Consider the following 22,238-nt stretch of genomic DNA (forward strand, 5'->3'; position numbering starts at 1 on the left):
AGAATTAATGATGCGCCCATTCGATGCTGTTGATGTCCACGCCCTGCTTGAACATCTCCCACAGTGGGGACAGATCGCGCAGACGGCCGATGGATTTACGCACCAGTTGAATGGTGTAGTCGATCTCTTCTTCCGTGGTGAAACGCCCCAGGGAGAAACGGATCGAGCTGTGCGCCAATTCATCGCTCATGCCCAGCGCGCGCAGCACGTAGGACGGCTCGAGGCTGGCGGAGGTACAGGCTGAACCGGAAGAAACGGCCAGGTCTTTCAGCGCCATGATCAGCGACTCGCCTTCAACGTAGTTGAAGCTGACGTTCAGGATGTTCGGTGCGCCGTGCTCCAGATCGCCGTTCAGATACACTTCTTCCATATCTTTCACGCCGTTCCACAGACGGTCACGCAGGGTGCGCAGACGCGCCATCTCTTCGGTCATCTCTTCTTTGGCGATGCGATAAGCTTCGCCCATGCCGACGATCTGGTGGACAGGCAGGGTGCCGGAACGCATGCCGCGCTCGTGACCGCCGCCGTGTACCTGCGCTTCGATGCGGATGCGCGGCTTGCGACGCACGTACAGCGCGCCGATGCCTTTCGGGCCATAGATTTTGTGGCCGGAGAACGACATCAGGTCGACTTTCAGCTTGCTCAGATCGATAGGCAGTTTGCCCACGCTCTGGGTGGCGTCAACGTGGTAGATGATACCGCGCGCACGGCACATTTCGCCGATCGCTTCGATGTCCTGCACCACGCCGATTTCGTTGTTGACGTGCATGATGGAGACCAGGATGGTGTCATCGCGCAGCGCCGCTTCGAGATCCTGCAGGCTGATGATGCCGTTGCTCTGCGGCGCCAGGTAGGTGACTTCAAACCCTTCGCGCTCCAGCTGACGGCAGGTGTCGAGCACGGCTTTGTGTTCGGTTTTGCTGGTGATGATGTGCTTGCCTTTTTTCTGGTAGAAATTGGCAGCGCCTTTGATCGCCAGGTTGTCGGATTCGGTCGCCCCGGAGGTGAAGACGATTTCGCGCGGGTCGGCGCCCACCAGTTCGGCGATTTGGTTACGGGCGATGTCTACCGCCTCTTCCGCCTGCCAACCGAAACGGTGGGAACGGGAAGCCGGGTTGCCGAAAGTGCCGTCCAGGGTCAAAAACTGCATCATCTTCTCAGCAACGCGCGGGTCAACCGGCGTCGTTGCTGAGTAATCCAGATAAATCGGTAATTTCATTGCTCTTGTGCTCCGTACATCACTTCCAAAAACTAAAATAATTTCGCCAGCTGCTTATGCGCGCAGATTAACGTTGATAGTTTCTTGCGGACGGCCGTTGGCCGTGCGGCGCGTATCGTTGTTTTGACGATCCGCCACCACCAGCACTTCCTGGTTGTTGACCAGTTCTGCCAGCGTAATGTTGTTCAGGAACCCGCTGATGCGCTCGCTCAGATCGCGCCACAGGGCGTGGGTCAAGCAGCGATCGCCGCCCTGACAGCCTTCTTTGCCCTGGCAACGGGTTGCATCTACCGATTCATCGACGGCAGTGATGACAGCGCCAACGGCGATCTCACCCGCGTCTTTACCCAGCAGATAACCACCGCCCGGGCCACGCACGCTGGCCACCAGGCCATTCTTGCGCAGACGGGAGAATAATTGTTCCAGATAAGAGAGCGAAATACCCTGGCGTTCGGAAATGTCCGCCAGTGGCACCGGCCCTTCCTGGGAATGCAGCGCTACGTCGAGCATAGCGGTTACGGCATAACGGCCTTTGGATGTCAGTCTCATAGCTCAATGGTTACCTGTTGGTCAAATATGGCCGAAAGTCTGACATTCCTGAGTAAAACAGTCAACTATTTAACCCAGTAATTAACTCAAGTATTAGCACGTTTTGAACTTAGCAAGAACAAAGGTATATAAAATACATGTTATAACCTTTGGATAACTAATACTATTGTCACCCACCGTTATGCCACATCAATTAATTACCTTGATGTTTATCCTGTTTCTCGATCGAGGTTAGCATGCCGCGCAGGATATTCAGCTCCTGCCCTTCCGGGCGCGCGCGGGTGAACAGCCGACGCAGGCGGTTCATCACCTGGCCCGGATGCGACGGGCGAATGAAACCGGTGCGCTGCAGCGTCTGCTCCAGATGCTGATAGAAACGCTCGAGGTCGTCCACCAGCGGATACGGCGTCTCTTCCAACTGCGGCGCGCCCGCCTGTTGGCGATCGAGGTAAGCCACGCGCACTTCGTACGCCAGGATCTGCACCGCCATCGCCAGGTTCAGCGAGCTGTAGTCCGGGTTGGCCGGAATGGCGACGTGGTAGTGGCACTTTTGCAATTCATCGTTGGTCAGCCCGACGCGTTCGCGGCCGAACACCAGCGCCACCGGCGCGTGCTCGCCCTCGTGCACCGCGCGCACGCCGCATTCGCGCGGCTCCAGCATCGGCCACGGCAAGGTGCGAGAACGTGCGCTGGTGCCCACCACCAGGCTACAGCCGGCGATGGCGTCATCGAGGGTATCGACGATAGTGGCGTTGCCGATCACGTCGCTGGCGCCGGCGGCCAGGGCGATGGCCTGAGAATCGGGTTTGATCAGCGGATTAACCAGATAAAGGTTGGTTAAACCCATGGTTTTCATGGCTCTGGCGGTCGAGCCCATGTTGCCGGTATGTGAAGTCTCTACCAGAACAATGCGGATATTGTGCAGCATACAAACTCTGAGCGTGGCGGAAAATCGCAGCATCTTAACACAGCCGTAGGCAATTTGCCGAACAGCTGCTATACTTCGCGCCGTTTCCTGTTCTTTAACATCCTAGTTGGAAGATACCCATGCATCCGATGCTGACTATCGCCGTGCGCGCTGCGCGCAAGGCCGGTAACCTGATTGCCAAAAACTACGAAACCCCGGACGCTGTAGAAGCGAGCCAGAAAGGGACCAATGACTTCGTCACCAACGTCGATCGCGATGCAGAGCATCTAATCATCGACGTCATCCGCAAGTCTTATCCGCAACACAGTATCGTGAGCGAAGAACGCGGTGAGCTGATCGGCGAAGATCGCGATGTGCAATGGGTGATCGATCCACTGGATGGCACTGCAAACTTCATCAAACGTTTCCCTCATTTCTCCGTTTCCATCGCCGTACGCATCAAAGGCCGTACCGAAGTGGCCGTGGTTTACGATCCGATGCGCAACGAACTGTTCACCGCCACGCGCGGCCAGGGCGCACAGCTCAACGGTTATCGTCTGCGCGGCACCAACGCCAAAGATCTGGATGGCACCATCCTGGCGACTGGCTTCCCGTTTAAAGTCAAACAGCACGCCACGCCTTACATCAATATCGTCGGCAAGCTGTTCACCCAGTGCGCGGACTTCCGCCGCACCGGTTCCGCTGCGCTGGATCTGGCCTATGTCGCCGCCGGCCGCGTGGACGGTTTCTTCGAAATCGGCCTGAAGCCGTGGGACTTCGCCGCAGGCGAACTGCTGGTGCGTGAAGCCGGCGGCCTGGTCACCGACTTCGTCGGCGGCCACAATCACTTCAGTTCCGGCAACGTGGTCGCAGGCAACCCGCGCGTGGTGAAAGCCATGCTGGCCACCATGCGTGAAGAACTGAGCGAAGCGCTGAAGCGTTAATCGCCAGAAGCGAATCGAAAAAAAGCGCTGCCGATGCAGCGCTTTTTTTATGCCCGTTAGCGGGAGAAGGGGCGGATGCCGCCGCCGAATTCCGGCTGCGCGCTGACGTACAGCAACAGCCCGGCGGCCAACAGGATCAGACCGCCGGCCAGCGCCAGCGCCCCCCAGGCCACCGCGCTCCAGGCGGCGGGCGCGCGCGAACGGCTGAGGCGCACCGCCAGCCGGCGGCTGTAATGCACCAGCAGCGCCAGCATGGAGATGGTCAACGAGGTGCCGAACGCCATCGCCAGCGCGGAGATCACTCCCCAGCCGAACACGCCGATCACCTTGGAAAACAGCAACACCAAAATCGCTCCCGAACAGGGACGCATGCCCATCGCCAGCACGATGGCGGCCTGAGTGCGCCAATCGCTTCCCGCCTGCAGCTCGCTGTCGCTCGGCAGATGCCGGTGGCCGCAGCCGCAATTGGCGCTGTGCACATGATCCGCCGCCAGCGGCGTCAGGCTGTTGATGCGCAGCGCCGGCGCCGGGCGCATCGCCTTGATCGCCGCAAACAGGCGTTTCAGCGCGCGCCAACTCAGCAGCACGCCAAGCAGCATCACCAGGATAAAACTGCCCTTCTCCAGCCAGAAACTGCTTTGATGCAGTTGGCGCGAAGAGAGCTGTAACACCACCAGCATCAACGTGACCAGCGCGATCGCCACCCCGCCCTGCACCAGTGAAGCGGCGAAGGTCAGCTTCAGGCTGCTTTTCAGCCGCGCCGGATGGGTGGCCAGATAGGTGGCGATCACCACTTTGCCGTGGCCGGGGCCGAGCGCATGCAAGACGCCATAGCCGAGGCTGAACAGCATCAGCGCCAGCCCGGCCTGCTGCGGCGCGGCCTTCACCTGCTGCAATAGCCCCGCCATCTGCTGGTGCAGCGCTTTTTGCCATACCACGCTCTGCATCAGCAGCTGCGGCCAATAGTGCCACGCCAGCAGCGCGGCGGCCGCCAGCGCCAGCGTAAACGGCAGCAGCGGCCACAGGCCGAAGGCCCAGTGGCGCCGGCTCGTCGTCGCTTGCGAGAGATTCAGCGACATTGCAGCGTCACCCGCTGGGCGAACTGCTGCCCCAGCGCCAGGTCTTCACCGGGCGAGTCGTTCTTGTCGAGCGACAGCGCATAGGCCTGCAGCGACGCATTCGGCTGCGGCGTCATCAGCTTGTAGCTGCACTGCTGCGCCATCTCCGGCGGCAAATGCAGCGCATTTTGATCTTTATAGGTCATATCCACGAAATAAGTCGGATCGTAAGTAGAAAGTTCGAACGGCTTGCCCGCCAGCGGCTGCGGTTCGGCCAACGGCAGCACGAACTCCAGCACCGCCTGGTTGCCCTGGCGCGACAGGTGATATTCGCTGGGCAAGTTCAGGTATTTCACCGGCTTGCCGTCGCGGTAAAGATCGGTGAAATAGTGCTGCCCCAGCACATTGGCCATCACTTCCGCCGCCAGCTTTTTCCATACTTCCGAATCGCTCTTGGCGTTTTTCGCATCGTAGAGCAGATCCGCCGAGGTGATTTCATCCATCACCCACACCATTTTCAGGCCGACCAGCCGCTGGTCCTTGGCGACAAAGGTGGTGTTCATGTCGATAAAGCTGTGCGGATGCGCGATTGCACCGGCGCTGAACACGGCGCCGAAAGCAGCCAAAAGACGACGTAACTTCATCATTATCCTGTCTTACCTGCATTTGTTATAACGTAACACAAATAACTGCCGAACGGCCCGCCTCTCCCGGCGATATTTGTGACGAAAGTTGTAAGCCGAAGTAAAAGCCGCGCTGTCATCCTGACGTTACAAAGCCTTTTGCTATGCTTAGGCATAATCGCAACCTTTTATGCCGGAAGGTGATAATGAGCCTGGACACCTCTCCCGTGCCCGCGCTCTCCGGACAACAACGGCGCTGCCATCTGCTGCTGATGCTGTACACGCCGGAGCCCGAGTTACAGTTGGAGACCCTAAGCCGAATCAACGGCGTCGCACCCCCGATAACCCGGCAAGATATAGCCGAGGTAGCCAGTGAAATCCAGCGTTTCCATCACCTGGAGATCGCCGTCGATCCCGACCATGGCTACCAACTGCGGGGCAGCGCGCTTGACCAACGCCTGTGCCTGATCCATTGGCTGCGGCGGGCGCTGCGCTGCAGCCCGCTGTTTGTCGAAAGCGACTTCGCCCCGCGCCTGAGGCAAGCGCTGGCGGCCGATGCCGTCCCGACGTCTGCGCTGGCGGAGGCGATCGACGCCTGCGGGCCGCTGCTTAACCGCCACTTCGACGCGCGCGACCGCCAATTTCTGCAGCATTACCTGCTCTACTGCGCCTGGCAAAATCGCCTGCAGCAGCATCCGCGTTTCGACGCCGTTCAACGCGACTGGCTGCGGCAAAAGCCGGAGCAGCAGGCCGCCGCCTGGCTGCATCAGGCCTGCAACCGGCTGTTTAACCAGCCGCCGCAGGCAGACGAGCGCGATTTTTTGGCGCTGACCTTCACCCTGTTGAAAAATCACAGCTACCACAGCAATGACTCGGCGCAAGAGCAGCGGTTGATGACGGCGATCGACAGTATGGTCGAGCGTTTCCAGCAGCTTTCCGACATGGCCTTCAGCAACAAGGCGGAGCTGGTCAGCCAGCTGTTCGCCCACCTGGCGCCGGCGCTGGAGCGCTGCCGTTTCGCCATCGGCATCGACAATATGCTGTTGGAAGACGTGGTGCGCAAATACCCGCGGCTGATGCGCACCACACAGGAAGCGCTGAAACCGCTGGAACAGGAGTACGGCGTGCATTTTTCCAACGAGGAGGCGGGCCTGGTGGCCATCAGCTTCGGCGCCTGGCTGATGCAGGACAACGCGCTGCAGGAAAAACAGGTGCTGTTGCTGACGCTGGACAACCCGCAGCTGGAAGAGGAGGTGGAATATCAGATCCGCGAGCTCACGCTGTTGCCGCTGAACATCAAGTACTTACCGCTGAGCGACTATCTGCGCGGCGGAGCGCCGCAGGGCGTCATGCTGGTGATCACTCCTTATGCGGCGGTGCACAACGAGCCGCACCCGCCGCTGATCTATACCGAACTGCCGCTGGAAAACCGGCAGCGCCAGGCCATCCGCGCGCTGCTGGAAGCGCCTTAATCAACGGCTGACGCTGACCGCCGGCGGCCGGATGAACAAGGCCGGCACCGCGACCGCCGCCATCACCCAGAATACCCCGCCCTGCCAATGTTCGAACAGGAACCCGGCAATGACCGTCATAACGGCGATGCCGCCGCCCATCGCCAGCGCCGAATACACCGCCTGCAGCCGGATCACCTCTTGCCCCTGACGCGCGGCGATAAAGCGCATCGCCGCCAGATGGCAGACGGTGAAGGTGCCGCAGTGCAGGATCTGGATCAGCAGCAGCCAACCCAGCTCGGTGCTGTAGGCCATCAGGCTCCAGCGCAGCACGCCGCAGCAGGCGGAAAGCAGCAGCAGGTTGCGCGCATTCCAGCGGCGGAACAGCACGTTGCTGCTGGCGAAAATAATCACCTCCGCCACCACGCCAAGCGACCACAGATAGCCGATGGTCGAGGCCGAATAGCCCGCCTCCTGCCAGTAAATGGAGCCGAAGCTGTAGTAGCCGGCGTGCGCGCCCTGCAGCAGCGTGACGCACAGCAGGAAGCGCCAGACCGGCCCCTCTTTCAGCAGCGCCCACAGCGAACGCTCGGCCCCGCCGTGCGTGCGCGCTTCGCCCTGCGGCATGACGCTCGGCTTCAGCAACATGCCCAGCAGCATCGCCAGCACGCTGAAGATCAGGCTGTAGAGAATGGCGTTATGGCCCCACACCGCCACCAATTGCCCGGTCAGCGCCGAGCCGATGACGAACGCCAGCGAGCCCCACAACCGCACCCGGCCATAGTCCATGCGGATCTGCTTTTGCCAGGTGGCGGCCAGCGCGTCGGTCAGCGGCACCAGCGGCGAGAAGAACAGGTTGAACCCCGCTATCACCAGCATCAGCCAGCCCCAACCGTTGCCGAAACAGAAACCAACCGCGAAGGCCAGGGTCAGCAGCGCCAGCAGGCGCAGGGCGGAGACCAGATGAGAGGGATCTTTAACGCGGGGAGCAATCAGTAAACTGCCGAGGAAGCGGGCCACCAAACCGGCGCCGAGCAATATGCCGATGGTTTCGGGCGCGATGCCCTCGCCTTTCAGCCACACGCCCCAGAACGGTAAGAAGATGCCATAGGAAAAGAAGTAGGTGAAATAACTGAGCGCGAGCCAACGCGTGGATTGCAGAACCATGATCCCTCCGGAGTGAGGGCAATACTTTGACAGAGCTCACACCGGCCCGCAATCTTCATTCCACTTCAATGCGTTAGAGTGCCAGGCAGCTCACAGTTTGCCGCAAGCGGCCATAAAAAAACCCGCCGCAGCGGGTTTTGTCAGGCGAAAGCGGGATTAGGCGTAAACCGGCAGGCGGGCGCAGATATCCAGCACTTTCTTCTTGGTGCGTTCGATGGTGGCTTCATCGTTGATGTTGTCCAGCACATCACAGATCCAACCGGCCAGTTCGCGCACGTCGGCTTCTTTGAAGCCGCGACGGGTGACGGCCGGGGTGCCGATACGCACGCCGGAGGTGACGAACGGGCTCTTCGGATCGTTCGGCACGCTGTTTTTGTTGACGGTGATGTTGGCGCGGCCCAGGGCGGCGTCAGCTTCTTTACCGGTCAGGTTTTTGTCGACCAGATCCAGCAGGAACAGGTGGTTATGGGTGCCGCCGGAGACCACTTTGTAGCCGCGCTGCAGGAACACTTCCACCATCGCCTTGGCGTTGACCGCCACTTGCTGCTGGTAAACCTTGAACTCAGGCTCCATCGCTTCTTTCAGCGCCACCGCCTTGCCGGCGATCACGTGCATCAGCGGGCCGCCCTGGCCGCCAGGGAACACGGCGGAGTTCAGCTTCTTGTACAGCTCTTCGTCGCCGCCCTTCGCCAGGATCAGGCCGCCGCGCGGGCCCGCCAGGGTTTTGTGGGTGGTGGTGGTGACGATGTGCGCGTGCGGCACCGGGTTCGGGTACACGCCGGCGGCGATCAGGCCGGCCACGTGCGCCATGTCGACGAACAGGTAAGCGCCGATGCTGTCGGCGATTTCGCGCATTTTGGCCCAGTCAACCACGCCAGAGTAGGCGGAGAAGCCGCCGATGATCATTTTCGGCTTGTGGGTTTGCGCCTGTTTGGCCAGATCGTCATAGTCGATTTGACCTTTGTCGTCGATGCCGTAAGGTACCACGTTATACAGTTTGCCGGACAGGTTAACCGGGGAACCGTGGGTCAGGTGGCCGCCGTGCGCCAGGTTCATGCCCAGAATGGTGTCGCCCGGCTGCAGCAGCGCGGTGTAAACGGCGAAGTTAGCCTGGGAGCCGGAGTGCGGCTGCACGTTGGCGTAATCGGCGCCGAACAATTCTTTGGCGCGGTCGATAGCCAACTGCTCAACGATATCCACGTATTCGCAGCCGCCGTAGTAACGCTTGCCCGGATAGCCTTCAGCGTATTTGTTGGTCAGCTGGGAACCCTGAGCCTGCATTACGCGCGGGCTGGTGTAGTTCTCAGACGCGATCAGCTCGATGTGCTCTTCCTGACGCACCACTTCCTGCTCCATGGCACGCCACAGTTCCGCATCGTAATCGGCAATGTTCATTTCACGCTTTAACATCCGGCATCTCCTGACTTAAATCAGCTAACTAAAAAATCACCAAATAACTACCCGTTTGGGTTCTGGGTCACAGTGTAAACCGTTTCGCCCTACCGAAGATAGGTCTTGACAGAGGTTTTTACGCAAACGATTGGCTTAAGGCGGCGCAAGGCTTTGATCCGCGAAACGCTCCCGTTTATCAACGGACATTTCCTCATGCGAACAATGCGCTTTTTTCATGTTCTGTGAGCGCGATCGACGTCCGAAGAACACCGCAACGAAAACAAGGGTATTTACAAGCGGCGCGGAACCCAATAAGATGCATTTAAAATACATCATTACAATTGTCGTCAAGATCCCAACCCAAGGAGCGCCCCCATGCTGGATAGCCAAACCATCGCCACCGTGAAATCCACCATTCCCCTGCTGGCAGCAACCGGGCCGAAGCTGACCGCCCACTTTTACGATCGCATGTTCGCCCACAACCCGGAATTGAAAGACATTTTCAATATGAGCAATCAGCGCAACGGCGATCAGCGTCAGGCGCTGTTCGACGCCATCTGCGCCTATGCCGCCAACATCGAGAACCTGGCGGCGCTGCTGCCGGCGGTGGAGCGCATCGCGCAGAAGCACACCAGCTTCAATATCCAGCCGGAGCAGTACCAAATCGTCGGCGGTCACCTGCTGGCGACGCTGGACGAAATGTTCAGCCCGGGCCAGGAAGTCTTGGACGCCTGGGGCAAAGCCTACGGCGTGCTGGCCAACGTATTTATCCAGCGTGAAGAGCAGATTTATCAGCAAAGCGAAACCGACAACGGCGGCTGGCGCGATCTGCGCGCATTCCGCATCCTGAAGAAACAGCCGCAGAGCGACGTGATCTGCAGCTTCGTGCTGGCGCCGGTGGACGGCGGCCGGGTGGCGGACTTCAAACCAGGGCAATACCTGGCGGTTTACATCAAGCACGACAGCCTGGTGCATCAGGAAATTCGCCAGTACTCGCTGACCACCTCGCCGAACGGCGAGTTCTACCGCATCGCGGTGAAGCGTGAAGATCAGGGTAAAGTGTCCAACTACCTGCACCAGCAGGCGCAGGAAGGCGACGTGATCTACATCGCCCCGCCGCACGGCGACTTCTTCCTCGACGTGACGCCGACTACGCCGGTGGCGCTGATCTCCGCCGGCGTTGGCCAAACCCCAATGCTCGGCATGCTCAACACCCTGCACGACAGCCAACATCAGGCGCAGGTCCACTGGCTGCACGCGGCGGAAAACGGCAGCGTGCACGCCTTTGCCGATGAAGTGGCGGATATTGCCGGGCGCATGCCGAATCTGAGTCGCCATGTGTGGTACCGCGAGCCGGGTGCCGATGACGTGGAAGGCCGCGACTACCACAGCCGCGGATTGATGGATTTGAGCGCGCTGCAAGGCAGCCTGGCCGATCCGCAGATGCACTATTACTTCTGCGGCCCGGTGGCCTTCATGCAGTTCGTGGGTAAACAGCTGCTGGAGATGGGGGTAGAGGCCGAGCGCATCCACTACGAATGCTTCGGCCCGCATAAAGTGCTGTAATGCGTGCGGAGCGCGGCCGTCAAGCCGCGCTCCCTCTTCATTTCGCCTGCAGTTGGCGCGCGTCCTGGACCTGCTGCACCGTCACCGGCGCCGCCTGGTTGCCCCAGCTTCCCCGCAGATAGCTCATCAGATCCGCCGCTTGACGATCGTTCAACGCCCAGCCGTAAGCCGGCATGTCGAACGCCATCGCCTGCTGCGTGATCGGCGTATGCGCCCCTTCCAGCACCACCCGCAGCGCGGTCAGCGGATTGTCCGCCGTTACCGTGGCGTTGCCCGCCAGCGCCGGAATGGCGAAGTCGGTGCCTTCACCTTTATTGCCGTGGCAGGTCGAGCAGTACATCGCGTAGGTCGCCTTGCCGCCCGAATTATCCGCCTGCACGGCAGGCGCAGCGGCTTTGGCGGCGGTGTCCGGCGCCAGGCTGCGCAGGTACACCGCGATGGCGTTCAGATCGCCGTCGCTGAGGTACTGCGTGCTGTGGGTCACCACCTCGCTCATCGGCCCGGCGACCGCCGCATGGCGGCTGCGGCCGGTCTTCAGCAGCGCCGTCACCTCTTCCGGCGGCAGCCCGCGCAGATTGGAGGCGTACCAGCCGTCCAGCTCGGCGCCGCTCAGGAACACCGGTTCCTTGCCGTCCAGCCCCTTCTCCTGCATCGCCCAGCCGCGCGGCGTATGGCAGCTGCCGCAGTGGCCCGCGCCCTGCACCAGATAAGCGCCGCGGTTCCACTCGGCGCTTTGCTGCGGATCCGCCTGATACGGCTGGTCGTCGTGGAACAGCTGGTTCCACACCGCCAGCGGCCAACGCATCGACAGCGGCCAGCTGATGTCGCTGCCCCGGTTGGCGACGTTCTGCGCCGGCACCTCATTCATCAGATAGTCATACAGCGCGCGCATGTCTTCCGCGCTCATTTTGGCGTACGAGGTGTACGGCATCGCCGGGTAGAGCCGGTGGCCGTCTTTGGCCACCCCCTGACGCATGGCGCGATCGAACTCCTCGAACGAATAGGCGCCGATGCCGTGCAGCTTGTCCGGCGTGATGTTGGTGGCGTAGATAGCCCCGAGCGGCGTCGGAAACTTCATGCCGCCCGCCAATTCTGCGCCGCCCGGCGCGGTATGGCAGGCGGTGCAGTCACCGGCTTTGGCGACGTATTCACCGGCCGACATCGCCTGGGCAGAACCGCCGGCGGCCAGCAGGCTCAACAGGTACAGCGAGCGCAGACTCATGCTCCCTCCTTGGCGGCAATCTTGCCGTAGGCCAGTTCATTCACCGCACGCCACGCCTGATCGATCGCCGAGTTAGCGTACGGGCTCCAGTCGGCATCGGAGTTGGCGATAGCGATCTTGCCGATCGGCTGCCGCGCCGTTTCGATGATTTTCTTGGCTTCGTCTTCGTCATCAAACAGCCCGTTAAGGAAGTAGGAGTAACCGTGTGACCAGCGGTTGACAGTGATCGCCTGAATGTCGCGCTGATGATCGAAACCGGCCTCGCCCAGCATGCCCTGCAGCTGTTCGCGGATCATCTGTTCGTGCACTTCGAACGGCGTGCCCAGCAGCAGCGCGCGCCCTTTGCGCGACTGTTCGCGCGTGCTGAGGCCGCTGCCCGGCAGCGTCGGCACATACACCATATGCAGGCCGATCGGCCGATCCGGATCGCGCGGGTGCTGATAGCCGCCCATGCTCACCGGATAGTCCAGCTTCACGCGGCTGTACGGCGCGGCCGGCGAATAGACCTCGTGCACGCCCAGCTTGATGAACGGCTGCCAGTTGCGGATCACCACCTTGCTGTACACCAGCGGCGCCTTGACGTTCTGCTTCAGCGCCTCCTGCTGCTCGTGCGCCATCTCCGGCACCAGATACGGGATCATCATGTTGTAGCCGGCCATCACCACCTGTCCGGCGCGCACTTTGGTCATCTTCTCGCCGGTCATGTAGGTGACTTCCACCTTGTCGCCGACGTTGGCCGCGTGCAGCCCGGTGCTGTTCAAACGCAGCTTCACCGGCGATTCCGGCCGATCGAGCTGGCTGTAGTCGAATTTGGCCAGCACCACATCGTTCATGTCCTTGCCGGCCGGCGCCACCGCCGGGATCAGTTGGCGCACCATCAGGCGCGCCAGCGTGGCGTTGCCGTCCGGGAAGTGGAACACGTAAGGATCGTCGAGATCCGCCTGCGACTCTTCGTCCAGCGGCGGCAGATTCATGCCGTTCAGGCCCGGCAGATCGCAAATGCGCGCATCGCTGCACGACGTGCCGTCGATGCCCACCGCCTGGAAATCGTTGGTGGTCTGCTGGAAATAACGGATCGCCAGTTCGCTCAGGCCCACCTTCTCGCGCAAGAACTGGGTGTAGCTGTGGCTGTCGAGCCAGTCGACCTTCTGCTCCAGCGTCATCTCCGGCAGATAGTCTTTCTCCACCGTGTGCAGCGCGATCAGCGCCTGGCGATCGCTTTCCGGCAGCGGGAAATCGCCGATGAACGCTTCATAAGAGCGGCCGTTGAGGCGATCGCGCGGAATATCGTCCGCCACCGTGCGGCCCGGATCGCCGCTCACCACCTTGTCGACGCCGAAGTTCTTGCGATCGAAGTAAACCCCGCGGCTCAAATTCAAATCCGGGTAGAAGGTGGTGTCGAAAGCCTGCTCCAGTTGGTCGATATCGACGCCGAGCTTGCGCAGCAGCCCCATCGCCACCGGGCTGAAGTTGGAGCGCGGCGACTGCAGCGATTCGCTGCCGCCGTAGCCGAGCAGCATGCCGTCGTCGCTGTTGAACTCGTTGCGCTTGGCGTGGCCGCCGAAGTCGTCGTGGTTGTCGATCAAAAGAATACGCTGCCGCTCGCCTTTCAGCTGCTGCCAGAAACAGGCGGCCGCCAGCCCGCTGATGCCGGCGCCCACCACCACCAGATCGAACTCTTCAACGGCGGGCACGCTGCCGAAATCAAAGGTTTTGCCGTCGCGCCCCAGCTGGTGCGCATGCTCGAACGAGCCCGGATGATTGCCCCGCAGCCCGGTCAGCGCCGGCGGATAGTACAGGGTTTGATTGGCGGTTTGCGGCGACGCGCGCAAGATTTGCAGCGGCGTCAACCCGGCGGCGATGGTGATCGCCACTCCGTTGAGAAAATCTCGTCTGGTGATACCCATATAGGCTTCCTTTCAATTTTTATTATCATCAGCCGGCCGGAGCCGGCTCGAAGGCCGCGCTATTGTGCGGATAATTACTGTAAAATCAATGTTTGAACATGACATGACGAATGGCCGTGTAATCCTCCAGCCCGTACATCGACATATCCTTGCCGTAGCCGGACAATTTCTGGCCGCCGTGCGGCATTTCGCTCACCAGCATGAAGTGGGTGTTCACCCAGGTGCAGCCGTATTGCAGGCGGGCGCTTAAGCGATGCGCGCGGCCCACGTCGCGGGTCCACACGGACGACGCCAGGCCGTAGTTGGATTCGTTCGCCCAGGCCAGCACCTGCTCTTCGTCGTCGAACGGCGTCACCGTCACCACCGGGCCGAACACTTCGCGCTGCACGATCTCATCGTCCTGGCGCGCGCCGGCCAACAGCGTCGGCTGGAAGTAATAGCCCGGCCCTTTCACCTTCTCGCCGCCGGTCACCACCTGCACGTGCGGCAACGCTTTGGCGCGCTCGACAAAACCGGCCACCCGCTCCAGATGCTGGGCGGTAATCAACGGCCCCAGTTCGGTGCTCTCGTCGTCCGGCGCGCCGATCTTCAGGCTGGCCACCGCCTCGCCCAGCCGCTTCACCAGCTCGGGATAAATGCTTTTCTGCGCGTAGATGCGGCAGGCGGCGGTGCAATCCTGCCCGGCGTTGTAGAAACCGAAGCCGCGAATGCCGTCCACCACCTGCTGCAGATCGGCGTCGTCGAACACCAGCACCGGCGCCTTGCCGCCCAGCTCCATATGGGTGCGCTTAATGCCGGCGGCGGTGTGGGCGATGATGTGCTCACCGGTGGCGATCGACCCGGTCAGCGACACCATGCGCACCTTGTCATGCCCGGTCAGCCGATCGCCAACGCTGGCGCCGCGCCCGAACAGCACGTTGAGCACGCCCGGCGGGAACAGCCCGGCGGCCAATTCGGCCAGTTTGAAGGTGGTCAGCGGCGTCTGCTCCGACGGCTTGATCACCACGCAGTTGCCCGCCGCCAGCGCCGGCGCCAGTTTCCAGGCCGCCATCATCAGCGGGTAGTTCCACGGGGCGATCGAAGCCACCACGCCGAGCGGATCGCGGCGGATCATCGAGGTATGCCCGGCCAGATACTCGCCGGCCGCCATGCCGGTCAGGCAGCGGCTGGCCCCGGCGAAGAAGCGAAACACGTCGGCCACCGCCGGCAGCTCGTCATTCAATACGCAGTGATAAGGCTTGCCGCAGTTGAGCGACTCCAGCCTGGCGAAGGTCTCGGCATGCTCGTCGATCAGATCCGCCAGCTTGAGCAGATGCTCGGCGCGCTCCTTCGGCGTGGTTTGCCCCCAGGCGGCGAACGCGGCGTCCGCCGCCAGCACCGCGCGATCGACCTGCTCCGGGCTGGCCTCCGCCACCTGCGCGATCACTTCGCCGGTCGCCGGGTTATACACCGGCTGGGTCGCGCCCTGGCCGTTCACCAGTTGGCCGTCAATCAACAGTTGGCTTTGCATAGGGTTATCCTTTTATCAGAGGTCGGGTAAGGAAATTATTTGCCGCTGCCGGCGACGCTTTCCCCACCTTTGGTCAGGTAGTAAGCGCCGAGGATCGGCAGCATGGTCAACAGCATCACCGACAGCGCCACCACGTTGGTGATTGGCACGTCGCGCGGGCGGCCGAGCTGGTTCAGCAGCCACAGCGGCAGCGTGCGCTCGTGGCCGGCGGTAAAGGTGGTCACGATGATTTCATCGAACGACAGCGCAAACGCCAGCATGCCGCCGGCCAGCAGCGCCGAGCCGAGGTTCGGCAGGATCACATAGCGGAAGGTTTGCCAGCCGTCGGCGCCGAGATCCATCGACGCTTCGATCAGGCTGAACGAGGTGCGGCGGAATCGGGCGATGACGTTGTTGAACACGATCACCACGCAGAACGTCGCATGGCCGACGACGATGGTCAGGATGCCCGGCTCGATGTTCAGCGCCTTGAACGCCGCCAGCAGCGCCAGGCCGGTGACGATCCCCGGCAGCGCGATCGGCAGCAGCAACAGCAGCGAAATGCTGTCTTTGCCGAAGAAATCGCGCCGATACAGCGCCGCCGCCGCCAGGGTGCCGAGCACCAGCGCGATGGCGGTTGCCAGGCAGGCGATCTGCGCCGACAGCAGCACCGCATCGAGGATGTCCTGCCGTCCGGCGGCGACGTTAAACCAGTGCAGCGTAAAGCCCTTCGGCGGGAAGCTGAAGGCCGCGTCCTCGGTGTTGAAGGCGTAGATGGCGATGATCGCCAACGGGAAGTGCAGGAAGACAAGTCCGCCCCAGGCGGCCAGCTTCAGCCCTAAGGGCGCGCGTTCAGAGTGCATCGAAAGCCCCCAGACGTTTGACGATGGAAAGGTAGATGGCGATCAGGACGATCGGCACCAGCGTAAAGGCCGCGGCCATCGGCATATTGCCGATCGCGCCCTGCTGGGCGTAGACCATGCTGCCGATGAAATAGCCCGGCGGCCCCACCAGCTGCGGCACGATAAAGTCGCCCAGCGTCAGTGAGAAGGTGAAGATCGATCCGGCGGCGATGCCCGGCACCGCCAGCGGCAAAATGACATGGCGGAAGGTCTGCGCCGGCCGGGCGCCCAGATCCGCCGAGGCGTGCAGCAGCGAGGGCGGCAGGCGCTCCAGCGCCGCCTGGATCGGCAGGATCATGAACGGCAGCCAGATATAGACGAACACCAGAAAACGCCCCAGCCCCGAGGTCGACAGCGTGTTGCCGCCGACGCCGGGCACCGTCAGCAGCGAAGCCAACAGCGGCTCCAGCCCCAGGTGCTGCAGGAACCACTGCGCCACGCCGTCTTTCGCCAGCAGCAAAGTCCAGGCATAGGCTTTAACGATATAGCTGGCCCACATCGGCATCATCACCGCGATGTAAAAGAACGCCTTGACGCGGCCGCTGGTGTAGCGCGCCATGTAATAGGCGATCGGGAACGCCAGCGCCGCGCTGGCCAGCGACACCAGCACCGCCATGGTCAACGTGCGCAGGATGATGTCGTAGTTGGCCGGGTTGAACAACGCCGCCAGGTTGGCGAAGGTCAGATCCGGCGTCACCGCCATGGTGAAATCGTCGAAGGTGTAAAACCCTTGCCACAGCAGCGTCAGCAGCGAACCGAGGTAGACCGCGCCGAACCACAGCAGCGGCGGCACCAGCAGTAACAGCAGATACAGCGTCGGCCGGCGATAGAGCCAGGTCGACAGCGCGCGCACGGTACCGCCGCGCGCCGGGGGGGAATCGATGCTCATGTCCATCTCACCTCTCCTCCAGCAGCGGCACCATCGCCGCGCGCGGCCAGCAGGCGACGATCGGCTGGCCGATCTGCCGCTGTTGCCCTTCGGCGATCCACTGCGGATTGGCCTGGCTGACCAGCAGCTTTTCGCCGCCGTTCAGCGCGATTTCATAGCGCGTGGCCGCGCCCTGGTAATGGATTTCCTGCAGCGTGCCCTGCACCTGGATCTCGTCCTGCGCCGCGCCGCCTTGCTCCAGCAGGCGGATATGTTCCGGCCGGATCGAGAAGGTTCGGCTTTCGCCAAGCAGGCGCTGCGCCAGCTCGCTGCGCACCACGTTGGAGGTGCCGACGAACTCGGCGACGAACGGCGTCTTCGGCCGCATGTAAAGCTCGCGCGGCGTATCCACCTGTTCGATGCGGCCGTTATTGAACACCGCCACCCGATCGGACATCGACAGCGCTTCGCTTTGATCGTGGGTGACGAAGATAAAGGTGATGCCCAGTTGGCGCTGCAGCTTCTTCAGCTCGCCCTGCATCTGCTCGCGCAGCTTGAGATCCAGCGCGCCGAGCGGTTCGTCCAGCAGCAGCACCCGCGGCCGATTGACCAGCGCGCGCGCCAGCGCCACGCGCTGCCGCTGGCCGCCCGACAGGTGCGCCGGCTTGCGTTCGGCGACGAAACCGAGCGCCACGCTCTCCAGCGCCTCTTGCGCCCGCGCCAGCCGCTCGCGTTTGGCGACGCCCTTCACCATCAGGCCGTAGGCGACGTTTTCCAGCACCGACATGTGCGGAAACAGCGCGTAATCCTGAAACACGGTGTTCACGTCGCGCTGGTACGGCGGCAGGTTGGCGGCTTCCTGACCGTGAATGCGAATCGAGCCGGAAGTGAGCTGTTCAAAGCCGGCGATCAGGCGCAGGCAGGTGGTTTTGCCCGAGCCGGACGGCCCGAGCATGGAGAAGAATTCCCCGTCCTGAATGTCGATGGATACCCGATCCACGGCGCGAACATCGCCGAAAGTCCGCGAAACATCGATGAATTGCACGGCAATGGTCATTTTCTGTGCTCCATTCTGATGTAATTCGGGCGCAGCGGGCTGCGCCCCGCGGCTTAGCGGCCGCCCATGATGGCGATGTAATCCTGGGTCCAGCGGCTGTATGGCACAAACTTGCCGCCCTGCGCCTGCGGCGTTTTCCAGAAGGCGATTTTATCGAACTGGTTAAAGCCGTTGGTTTCGCAGCCCTTCTCACCCAGCAGCGCGCTGGCCTTACAGCCCGCCGGCGAAGCCGGCACCGACCCGAACCAGGCCGCCACATCACCCTGCACCTTCGGCTCCAGCGACCAGTTCATCCACTGGTAGGCGCAGCTCGGGTGTTTGGCGTCGCTGTGCAACATGGTGGTATCCGCCCAGCCGGTCACGCCCTCTTTCGGGAACACGGTGGCGATCGGCTGCCCCTCGCCCTTCAGGGCGTTGGCCTGATACGGCCAGGCGCTGGAGGCCACCACGCCTTCGTTTTTAAAGTCGCTCATCTGCACCGAGGTGTCGTGCCAGTAGCGGTGGATCAGCGCGTGCTGGCTGCGCAGCAGCTTCAGCGCCGCCTGATACTGCTCTTCGTTGAGCTGATAAGGATCGCTGATGCCGAGCTGCGGCTGGGTGGCCTTCAGGAACAGCGCCGCGTCGGCGATGTAGATCGGGCCGTCGTAAGCCTGCACCCGCCCCTGGTTGCTCTTGCCGTCCGGCAGGTTCTGCTGCTGGAAGATCACCGCCCAGCTGTCCGGCGGCGTCGGGAAGGTTTTGGTGTTGTACATCAGCAGGTTCGGCCCCCACTGGTACGGCGTGCCGTAAGTTTTGCCGTCCACGGTATACCAGGCGCCGTTCAGCAGGCGCGGATCGATGTTCTTCCAGTTCGGGATCAGCGCGGTGTTGATCGGCTGCACCCGCTTGCCGAAGATCAGGCGCAGCGAGGCGTCGCCGGAGGCGGTCACCAGATCGTAGCCGCCCTTGGCCATCAGGCTGACCATTTCATCGGAGGTGGCGGCGGTCTTCACGTTCACCGCACAGCCGGTTTGCTTCTCAAACTGGGTGACCCAGTCGTAGTTTTTGTCGGACTGGCCGCGTTCGATGTAGCCGGGCCAGGCGATGATGTCCAGCCGGCCTTCGCCTTTGCCCAGCGACTGCGGCAGATCGGCCGCCTGGGCCAGGCCGCACAGCACGGTGAGACAGAGCGCGGAGACGGTGGTGGTGACTGCGGTAGTTTTTCCCATCGTAATTACCCCTGTGTTGCTTATCGGTATGCGGCAGGGAACGGCTGCCGCCTGATTTTTCTTGATATAACCGTTAGAAGCCGGCTTTGAACTTCGCCATTACGTGCCTGACAACGCTGTAATCCTGCAGCGAATCGCTGGACAGATCCTTGCCGTAGCCGGAGCGTTTCAGGCCGCCGTGCGGCATTTCGCTCGCCAAGGTGAAATGGGTGTTGATCCAGGTGCTGCCGTACTGCAGATGAGCGGCGATGTGCAGCGCCCGATCGATATTTTGCGTCCACACCGACGAGGCCAGGCCGTATTCCGAGTCGTTGGCCCACGCGACCGCCTGCTCCAGGTGTTCGAAGCGCGTGACGCTGACCACCGGGCCAAACACCTCGCGCTGCACGATCTCGTCGCTTTGCAGGCAACCCGCCAGCAGAGTCGGCTGGTAGTAGAACCCCGGCCCGGAGTGCGCCGCGGCGCCGGTGATCAATTCGATATGCGGTTGGCTGAGCGCCCGCTCGACAAAGCTGGCGACGCGATCGCGCTGGCGGGCACTGATCAGCGGGCCGATCTCGTTGTCCTGATCGCGCTTGCGGGCGAAGCGCAGGCTGGCGACCGCCTCGCCCAGCGCGTCCACCAGTTTGGGATAGATGCCGGCCTGCGCGTAGATGCGGCAGGCGGCGGTGCAGTCCTGGCCGGCGTTGTAATAGCCATAGGTGCGAATGCCGTTGACCACCTCGTCGAGATCGGCGTCGTCGCAGACGATCACCGGCGCTTTGCCCCCCAGCTCCAGATGAGTGCGCTTGACGCTTTTGGCCGCCGCCTGGAGAATTTTTTGCCCGGTGACGATATCGCCGGTGACCGACACCAGCCGCACCTGCGGGTGCCCCACCAGCTGGCTGCCGACCCCTTCCCCACCGCCGTAGACGATATTCAGCACGCCCGGCGGCAGGATCTCCTGTAGCGCCGGCACCAGCGCCAAAATGGTCAGCGGCGTGTGCTCGGACGGTTTGAACACCACGGTATTGCCCGCCGCCAACGCCGGCGCGATCTTCCACGCCGCCATCATCAGCGGATAGTTCCAGGGGGCGATCGAGGCCACCACGCCGATCGGATCGCGGCGGATCATCGAGGTGTGGCCCGGCACATACTCACCGGCCAGTTGCCCTTGCTGCGTACGCACCGCGCCGGCGAAGAAGCGGAACACGTCGACCGCCGCCGGCAGATCGTCATTGAGCGCCTGATGCAGCGGTTTGCCGCAGTTGAGGGCTTCCAGCTGCGCCAACTGCGGCGCCTGCCGCTCGATGGCGTCGGCGATGCGCAGCAACAGCGTGGCGCGCTGGGCCGGCGTAGTGCGCGACCAATGGCCAAACGCCTGCTGCGCGGCTTTCACCGCGCTGCCGACCTGCGCCGCAGAGGCTTCGGTAAGGGCGATCAGCGTCTCGCCGTTGGCCGGATTGACGATGCACTCCTGCTGGCCTTCGCCGTCGATAAGCTGACCGTTAATGAACTGCTGACAGGACAAACCTGAGAGAACCTGCACATCCGCCATCGCCTGACGCCCCTAAGTGACAAAAACGTTAACCAAATGTGAATAAGTTAGTTTTAATCAGCCTAAGCGAGCCTCTGGCGGGCAACAAATTCTAAATACTGAACGCCGCGTTCGATTAAATCGAATGCTTAAGCCCGGCGGCGTGTTTGCTGCCGTTCTCACGCGCGATGGTGAGGAACGGCGTCACCAGCTCCGGCCGCGCGCTGCCGCGCCGCCATGCCAACCCGATATCCAGCGGCTCCAGCAAATCGTCCAGCTTGCGCGCCTCGATCATGTTGCCCTCCAGCGACCAGGCGCGGTACGCCATGTCCGGTTGAATGGAGACGCCCATCCCCGCCGCCACCAGGCTGCGCACCGCCTCGGTCGAGGCGGTCTTCATGGCGATCTCCGGCTTCAGCCCGGCGCGCGCCCAGATGCGCCGCGCGTGCACGTCCATTTCATCGGCGTTGAGCTGGATCAGCGGCTGTTTGGCCACGTCCGCCAGGCTGATGCTCTCGTGCTCCAGCAGCGGGTGCAGCGGCGGCAGCCACAGACGATACGGCGAGTGCATCAGCACCTCGGTCTGCAACGCGTCGCGGTCTTCGATATTCGACAAGATCAGCACGCCGATATCGATCTCGCCGCTGACCAGCAGATGCTCGATGTACGGACGTTCGTCTTCAACCACCTGCACGGTGACGTTGGGATAAGCCGATTTAAAGCGCGTGAGCAACTCCACCAGGAAGTAACCGGCCACCAGGCTGGTGACGCCGATAGTCAGCTTGCCGGTCAGGCTTTCGGTGCCGATCTGCAGGCTGCGCTTGGCGTTGTCCACCGTCGCCAGGATCAGATACGACTGGCGCAAAAATTGGTGCCCCTGATGGGTCAGCGTCATGCCCTTGGCGTGGCGATCGAACAGCCGCACGCCGATCTCGGTTTCCAGCTGCTGGATCGCCAGCGTCAGTGAAGACTGGGAGACAAACACCGCCTGGGCGCCGGCGGAGATCGACCCGGTTTCCGCCACGGCGATGAAGTGGCGGATTTGGCGTAATGTCATCATTGGGGTGATTCCTCAAGCAAAAACATTGCGTTGAGTGTAGACGCCGGCCGTGAAGCGATCGGGAAAAGTGTCAAAAACGCGATAGCGTTCGCTTTTTTAGAATGCCTACGGAAAAAAAGGGGGAAACGGCGAG

At 62.1% G+C, this 22,238-nt stretch carries 19 protein-coding genes; 3 read left to right on the forward strand and 16 right to left on the reverse strand.

The genetic code is table 11. The features are described from left to right. Positions 1 to 4: 4 nt before the first annotated feature. The 3 genes from iscS to trmJ form a co-directional block, all read right to left on the reverse strand. Entirely contained in the window at positions 5 to 1,219 is a 1,215-nt protein-coding gene (gene iscS, locus ACP39K_RS20760) for a cysteine desulfurase (protein WP_016929764.1), read from the reverse strand. A gap of 54 nt (positions 1,220 to 1,273) precedes the next feature. Next, on the reverse strand, positions 1,274 to 1,768 hold the full coding sequence (gene iscR / locus ACP39K_RS20765) for a Fe-S cluster assembly transcriptional regulator IscR (RefSeq protein WP_004941404.1): 495 nt from the start codon (positions 1,766 to 1,768) through the stop codon (positions 1,274 to 1,276). A 193-nt stretch (positions 1,769 to 1,961) separates the two neighbouring features. After that, a complete protein-coding gene (gene trmJ, locus ACP39K_RS20770) occupies positions 1,962 to 2,696 on the reverse strand; it encodes a tRNA (cytosine(32)/uridine(32)-2'-O)-methyltransferase TrmJ (RefSeq protein ID WP_015378781.1) in 735 nt (244 codons plus the stop codon). Between the two features lie 119 nt (positions 2,697 to 2,815). Between trmJ and suhB the strand changes: the two genes are divergently transcribed. Beyond that, on the forward strand, positions 2,816 to 3,619 hold the full coding sequence (gene suhB, locus ACP39K_RS20775; RefSeq protein ID WP_004941400.1) for an inositol-1-monophosphatase: 804 nt from the start codon (positions 2,816 to 2,818) through the stop codon (positions 3,617 to 3,619). A 56-nt stretch (positions 3,620 to 3,675) separates the two neighbouring features. Here the strand turns inward: suhB and ACP39K_RS20780 are convergent, their stop codons facing one another. After that, positions 3,676 to 4,698 (reverse strand): nickel/cobalt transporter, encoded by a 1,023-nt coding sequence (locus tag ACP39K_RS20780; RefSeq protein ID WP_243810524.1) that lies wholly within the window; start codon positions 4,696 to 4,698, stop codon positions 3,676 to 3,678. After that, positions 4,689 to 5,324, reverse strand: a complete 636-nt coding sequence (locus tag ACP39K_RS20785) for a DUF1007 family protein (RefSeq protein WP_028127507.1) — start codon at positions 5,322 to 5,324, stop codon at positions 4,689 to 4,691. Before ACP39K_RS20785 ends, ACP39K_RS20780 begins: the two co-directional genes overlap by 10 nt. Positions 5,325 to 5,506: 182 nt before the next feature. Between ACP39K_RS20785 and csiE the strand changes: the two genes are divergently transcribed. Then, on the forward strand, positions 5,507 to 6,772 hold the full coding sequence (gene csiE, locus ACP39K_RS20790) for a stationary phase inducible protein CsiE (RefSeq protein WP_033639614.1): 1,266 nt from the start codon (positions 5,507 to 5,509) through the stop codon (positions 6,770 to 6,772). On the opposite strand, the gene ACP39K_RS20795 is transcribed toward csiE, so the two are convergent. Together ACP39K_RS20795 and glyA are read right to left on the reverse strand one after the other, a co-directional pair. Next, positions 6,773 to 7,918 (reverse strand): 3-phenylpropionate MFS transporter, encoded by a 1,146-nt coding sequence (locus tag ACP39K_RS20795; RefSeq protein WP_033639613.1) that lies wholly within the window; start codon positions 7,916 to 7,918, stop codon positions 6,773 to 6,775. Positions 7,919 to 8,074: 156 nt separating this feature from the next. Further along, on the reverse strand, positions 8,075 to 9,328 hold the full coding sequence (glyA, locus tag ACP39K_RS20800; RefSeq protein ID WP_004941389.1) for a serine hydroxymethyltransferase: 1,254 nt from the start codon (positions 9,326 to 9,328) through the stop codon (positions 8,075 to 8,077). 357 nt (positions 9,329 to 9,685) lie between these two features. On the opposite strand from glyA, the gene hmpA reads away from it, so the two are divergent. Beyond that, positions 9,686 to 10,876: an NO-inducible flavohemoprotein gene (gene hmpA / locus ACP39K_RS20805; RefSeq protein ID WP_261267506.1), complete on the forward strand. Its 1,191-nt coding sequence runs from the start codon at positions 9,686 to 9,688 to the stop codon at positions 10,874 to 10,876. Positions 10,877 to 10,913: 37 nt separating this feature from the next. Here hmpA and ACP39K_RS20810 read toward each other — a convergent pair whose 3' ends face one another. The 9 genes from ACP39K_RS20810 to ACP39K_RS20850 all read right to left on the reverse strand — a co-directional run bounded on the left by ACP39K_RS20810 (position 10,914) and on the right by ACP39K_RS20850 (position 22,105). Further along, positions 10,914 to 12,098 (reverse strand): c-type cytochrome, encoded by a 1,185-nt coding sequence (locus ACP39K_RS20810; RefSeq protein WP_197788130.1) that lies wholly within the window; start codon positions 12,096 to 12,098, stop codon positions 10,914 to 10,916. Further along, positions 12,095 to 14,005, reverse strand: coding sequence for an NAD(P)-binding protein (locus ACP39K_RS20815; RefSeq protein WP_033639610.1), 1,911 nt, complete (start codon positions 14,003 to 14,005; stop codon positions 12,095 to 12,097). Before ACP39K_RS20815 ends, ACP39K_RS20810 begins: the two co-directional genes overlap by 4 nt. Before the next feature lie 85 nt (positions 14,006 to 14,090). Then, positions 14,091 to 15,515, reverse strand: coding sequence for an aminobutyraldehyde dehydrogenase (patD, locus tag ACP39K_RS20820; RefSeq protein ID WP_049186757.1), 1,425 nt, complete (start codon positions 15,513 to 15,515; stop codon positions 14,091 to 14,093). 35 nt (positions 15,516 to 15,550) lie between these two features. After that, positions 15,551 to 16,357 (reverse strand): ABC transporter permease, encoded by an 807-nt coding sequence (locus ACP39K_RS20825; RefSeq protein WP_060445255.1) that lies wholly within the window; start codon positions 16,355 to 16,357, stop codon positions 15,551 to 15,553. Beyond that, positions 16,347 to 17,291 (reverse strand): ABC transporter permease, encoded by a 945-nt coding sequence (locus ACP39K_RS20830; RefSeq protein WP_016929775.1) that lies wholly within the window; start codon positions 17,289 to 17,291, stop codon positions 16,347 to 16,349. The genes ACP39K_RS20825 and ACP39K_RS20830 overlap by 11 nt, the downstream gene beginning before the upstream one ends. A gap of 1 nt (position 17,292) precedes the next feature. Next, on the reverse strand, positions 17,293 to 18,321 hold the full coding sequence (locus tag ACP39K_RS20835; RefSeq protein WP_015378790.1) for an ABC transporter ATP-binding protein: 1,029 nt from the start codon (positions 18,319 to 18,321) through the stop codon (positions 17,293 to 17,295). 53 nt (positions 18,322 to 18,374) lie between these two features. Next, positions 18,375 to 19,529 carry a putative ABC transporter substrate-binding protein YdcS gene (gene ydcS / locus ACP39K_RS20840; RefSeq protein ID WP_033639608.1) on the reverse strand — a complete coding sequence of 385 codons (1,155 nt, stop codon included), beginning with the start codon at positions 19,527 to 19,529 and terminating at the stop codon, positions 18,375 to 18,377. 73 nt (positions 19,530 to 19,602) lie between these two features. Then, positions 19,603 to 21,066 carry a gamma-aminobutyraldehyde dehydrogenase gene (locus ACP39K_RS20845; RefSeq protein WP_033639607.1) on the reverse strand — a complete coding sequence of 488 codons (1,464 nt, stop codon included), beginning with the start codon at positions 21,064 to 21,066 and terminating at the stop codon, positions 19,603 to 19,605. Between the two features lie 115 nt (positions 21,067 to 21,181). Next, positions 21,182 to 22,105 carry a LysR substrate-binding domain-containing protein gene (locus ACP39K_RS20850; RefSeq protein ID WP_015378793.1) on the reverse strand — a complete coding sequence of 308 codons (924 nt, stop codon included), beginning with the start codon at positions 22,103 to 22,105 and terminating at the stop codon, positions 21,182 to 21,184. Positions 22,106 to 22,238: the final 133 nt, after the last annotated feature.

This window comes from Serratia sp. EC4, assembly GCF_059652115.1.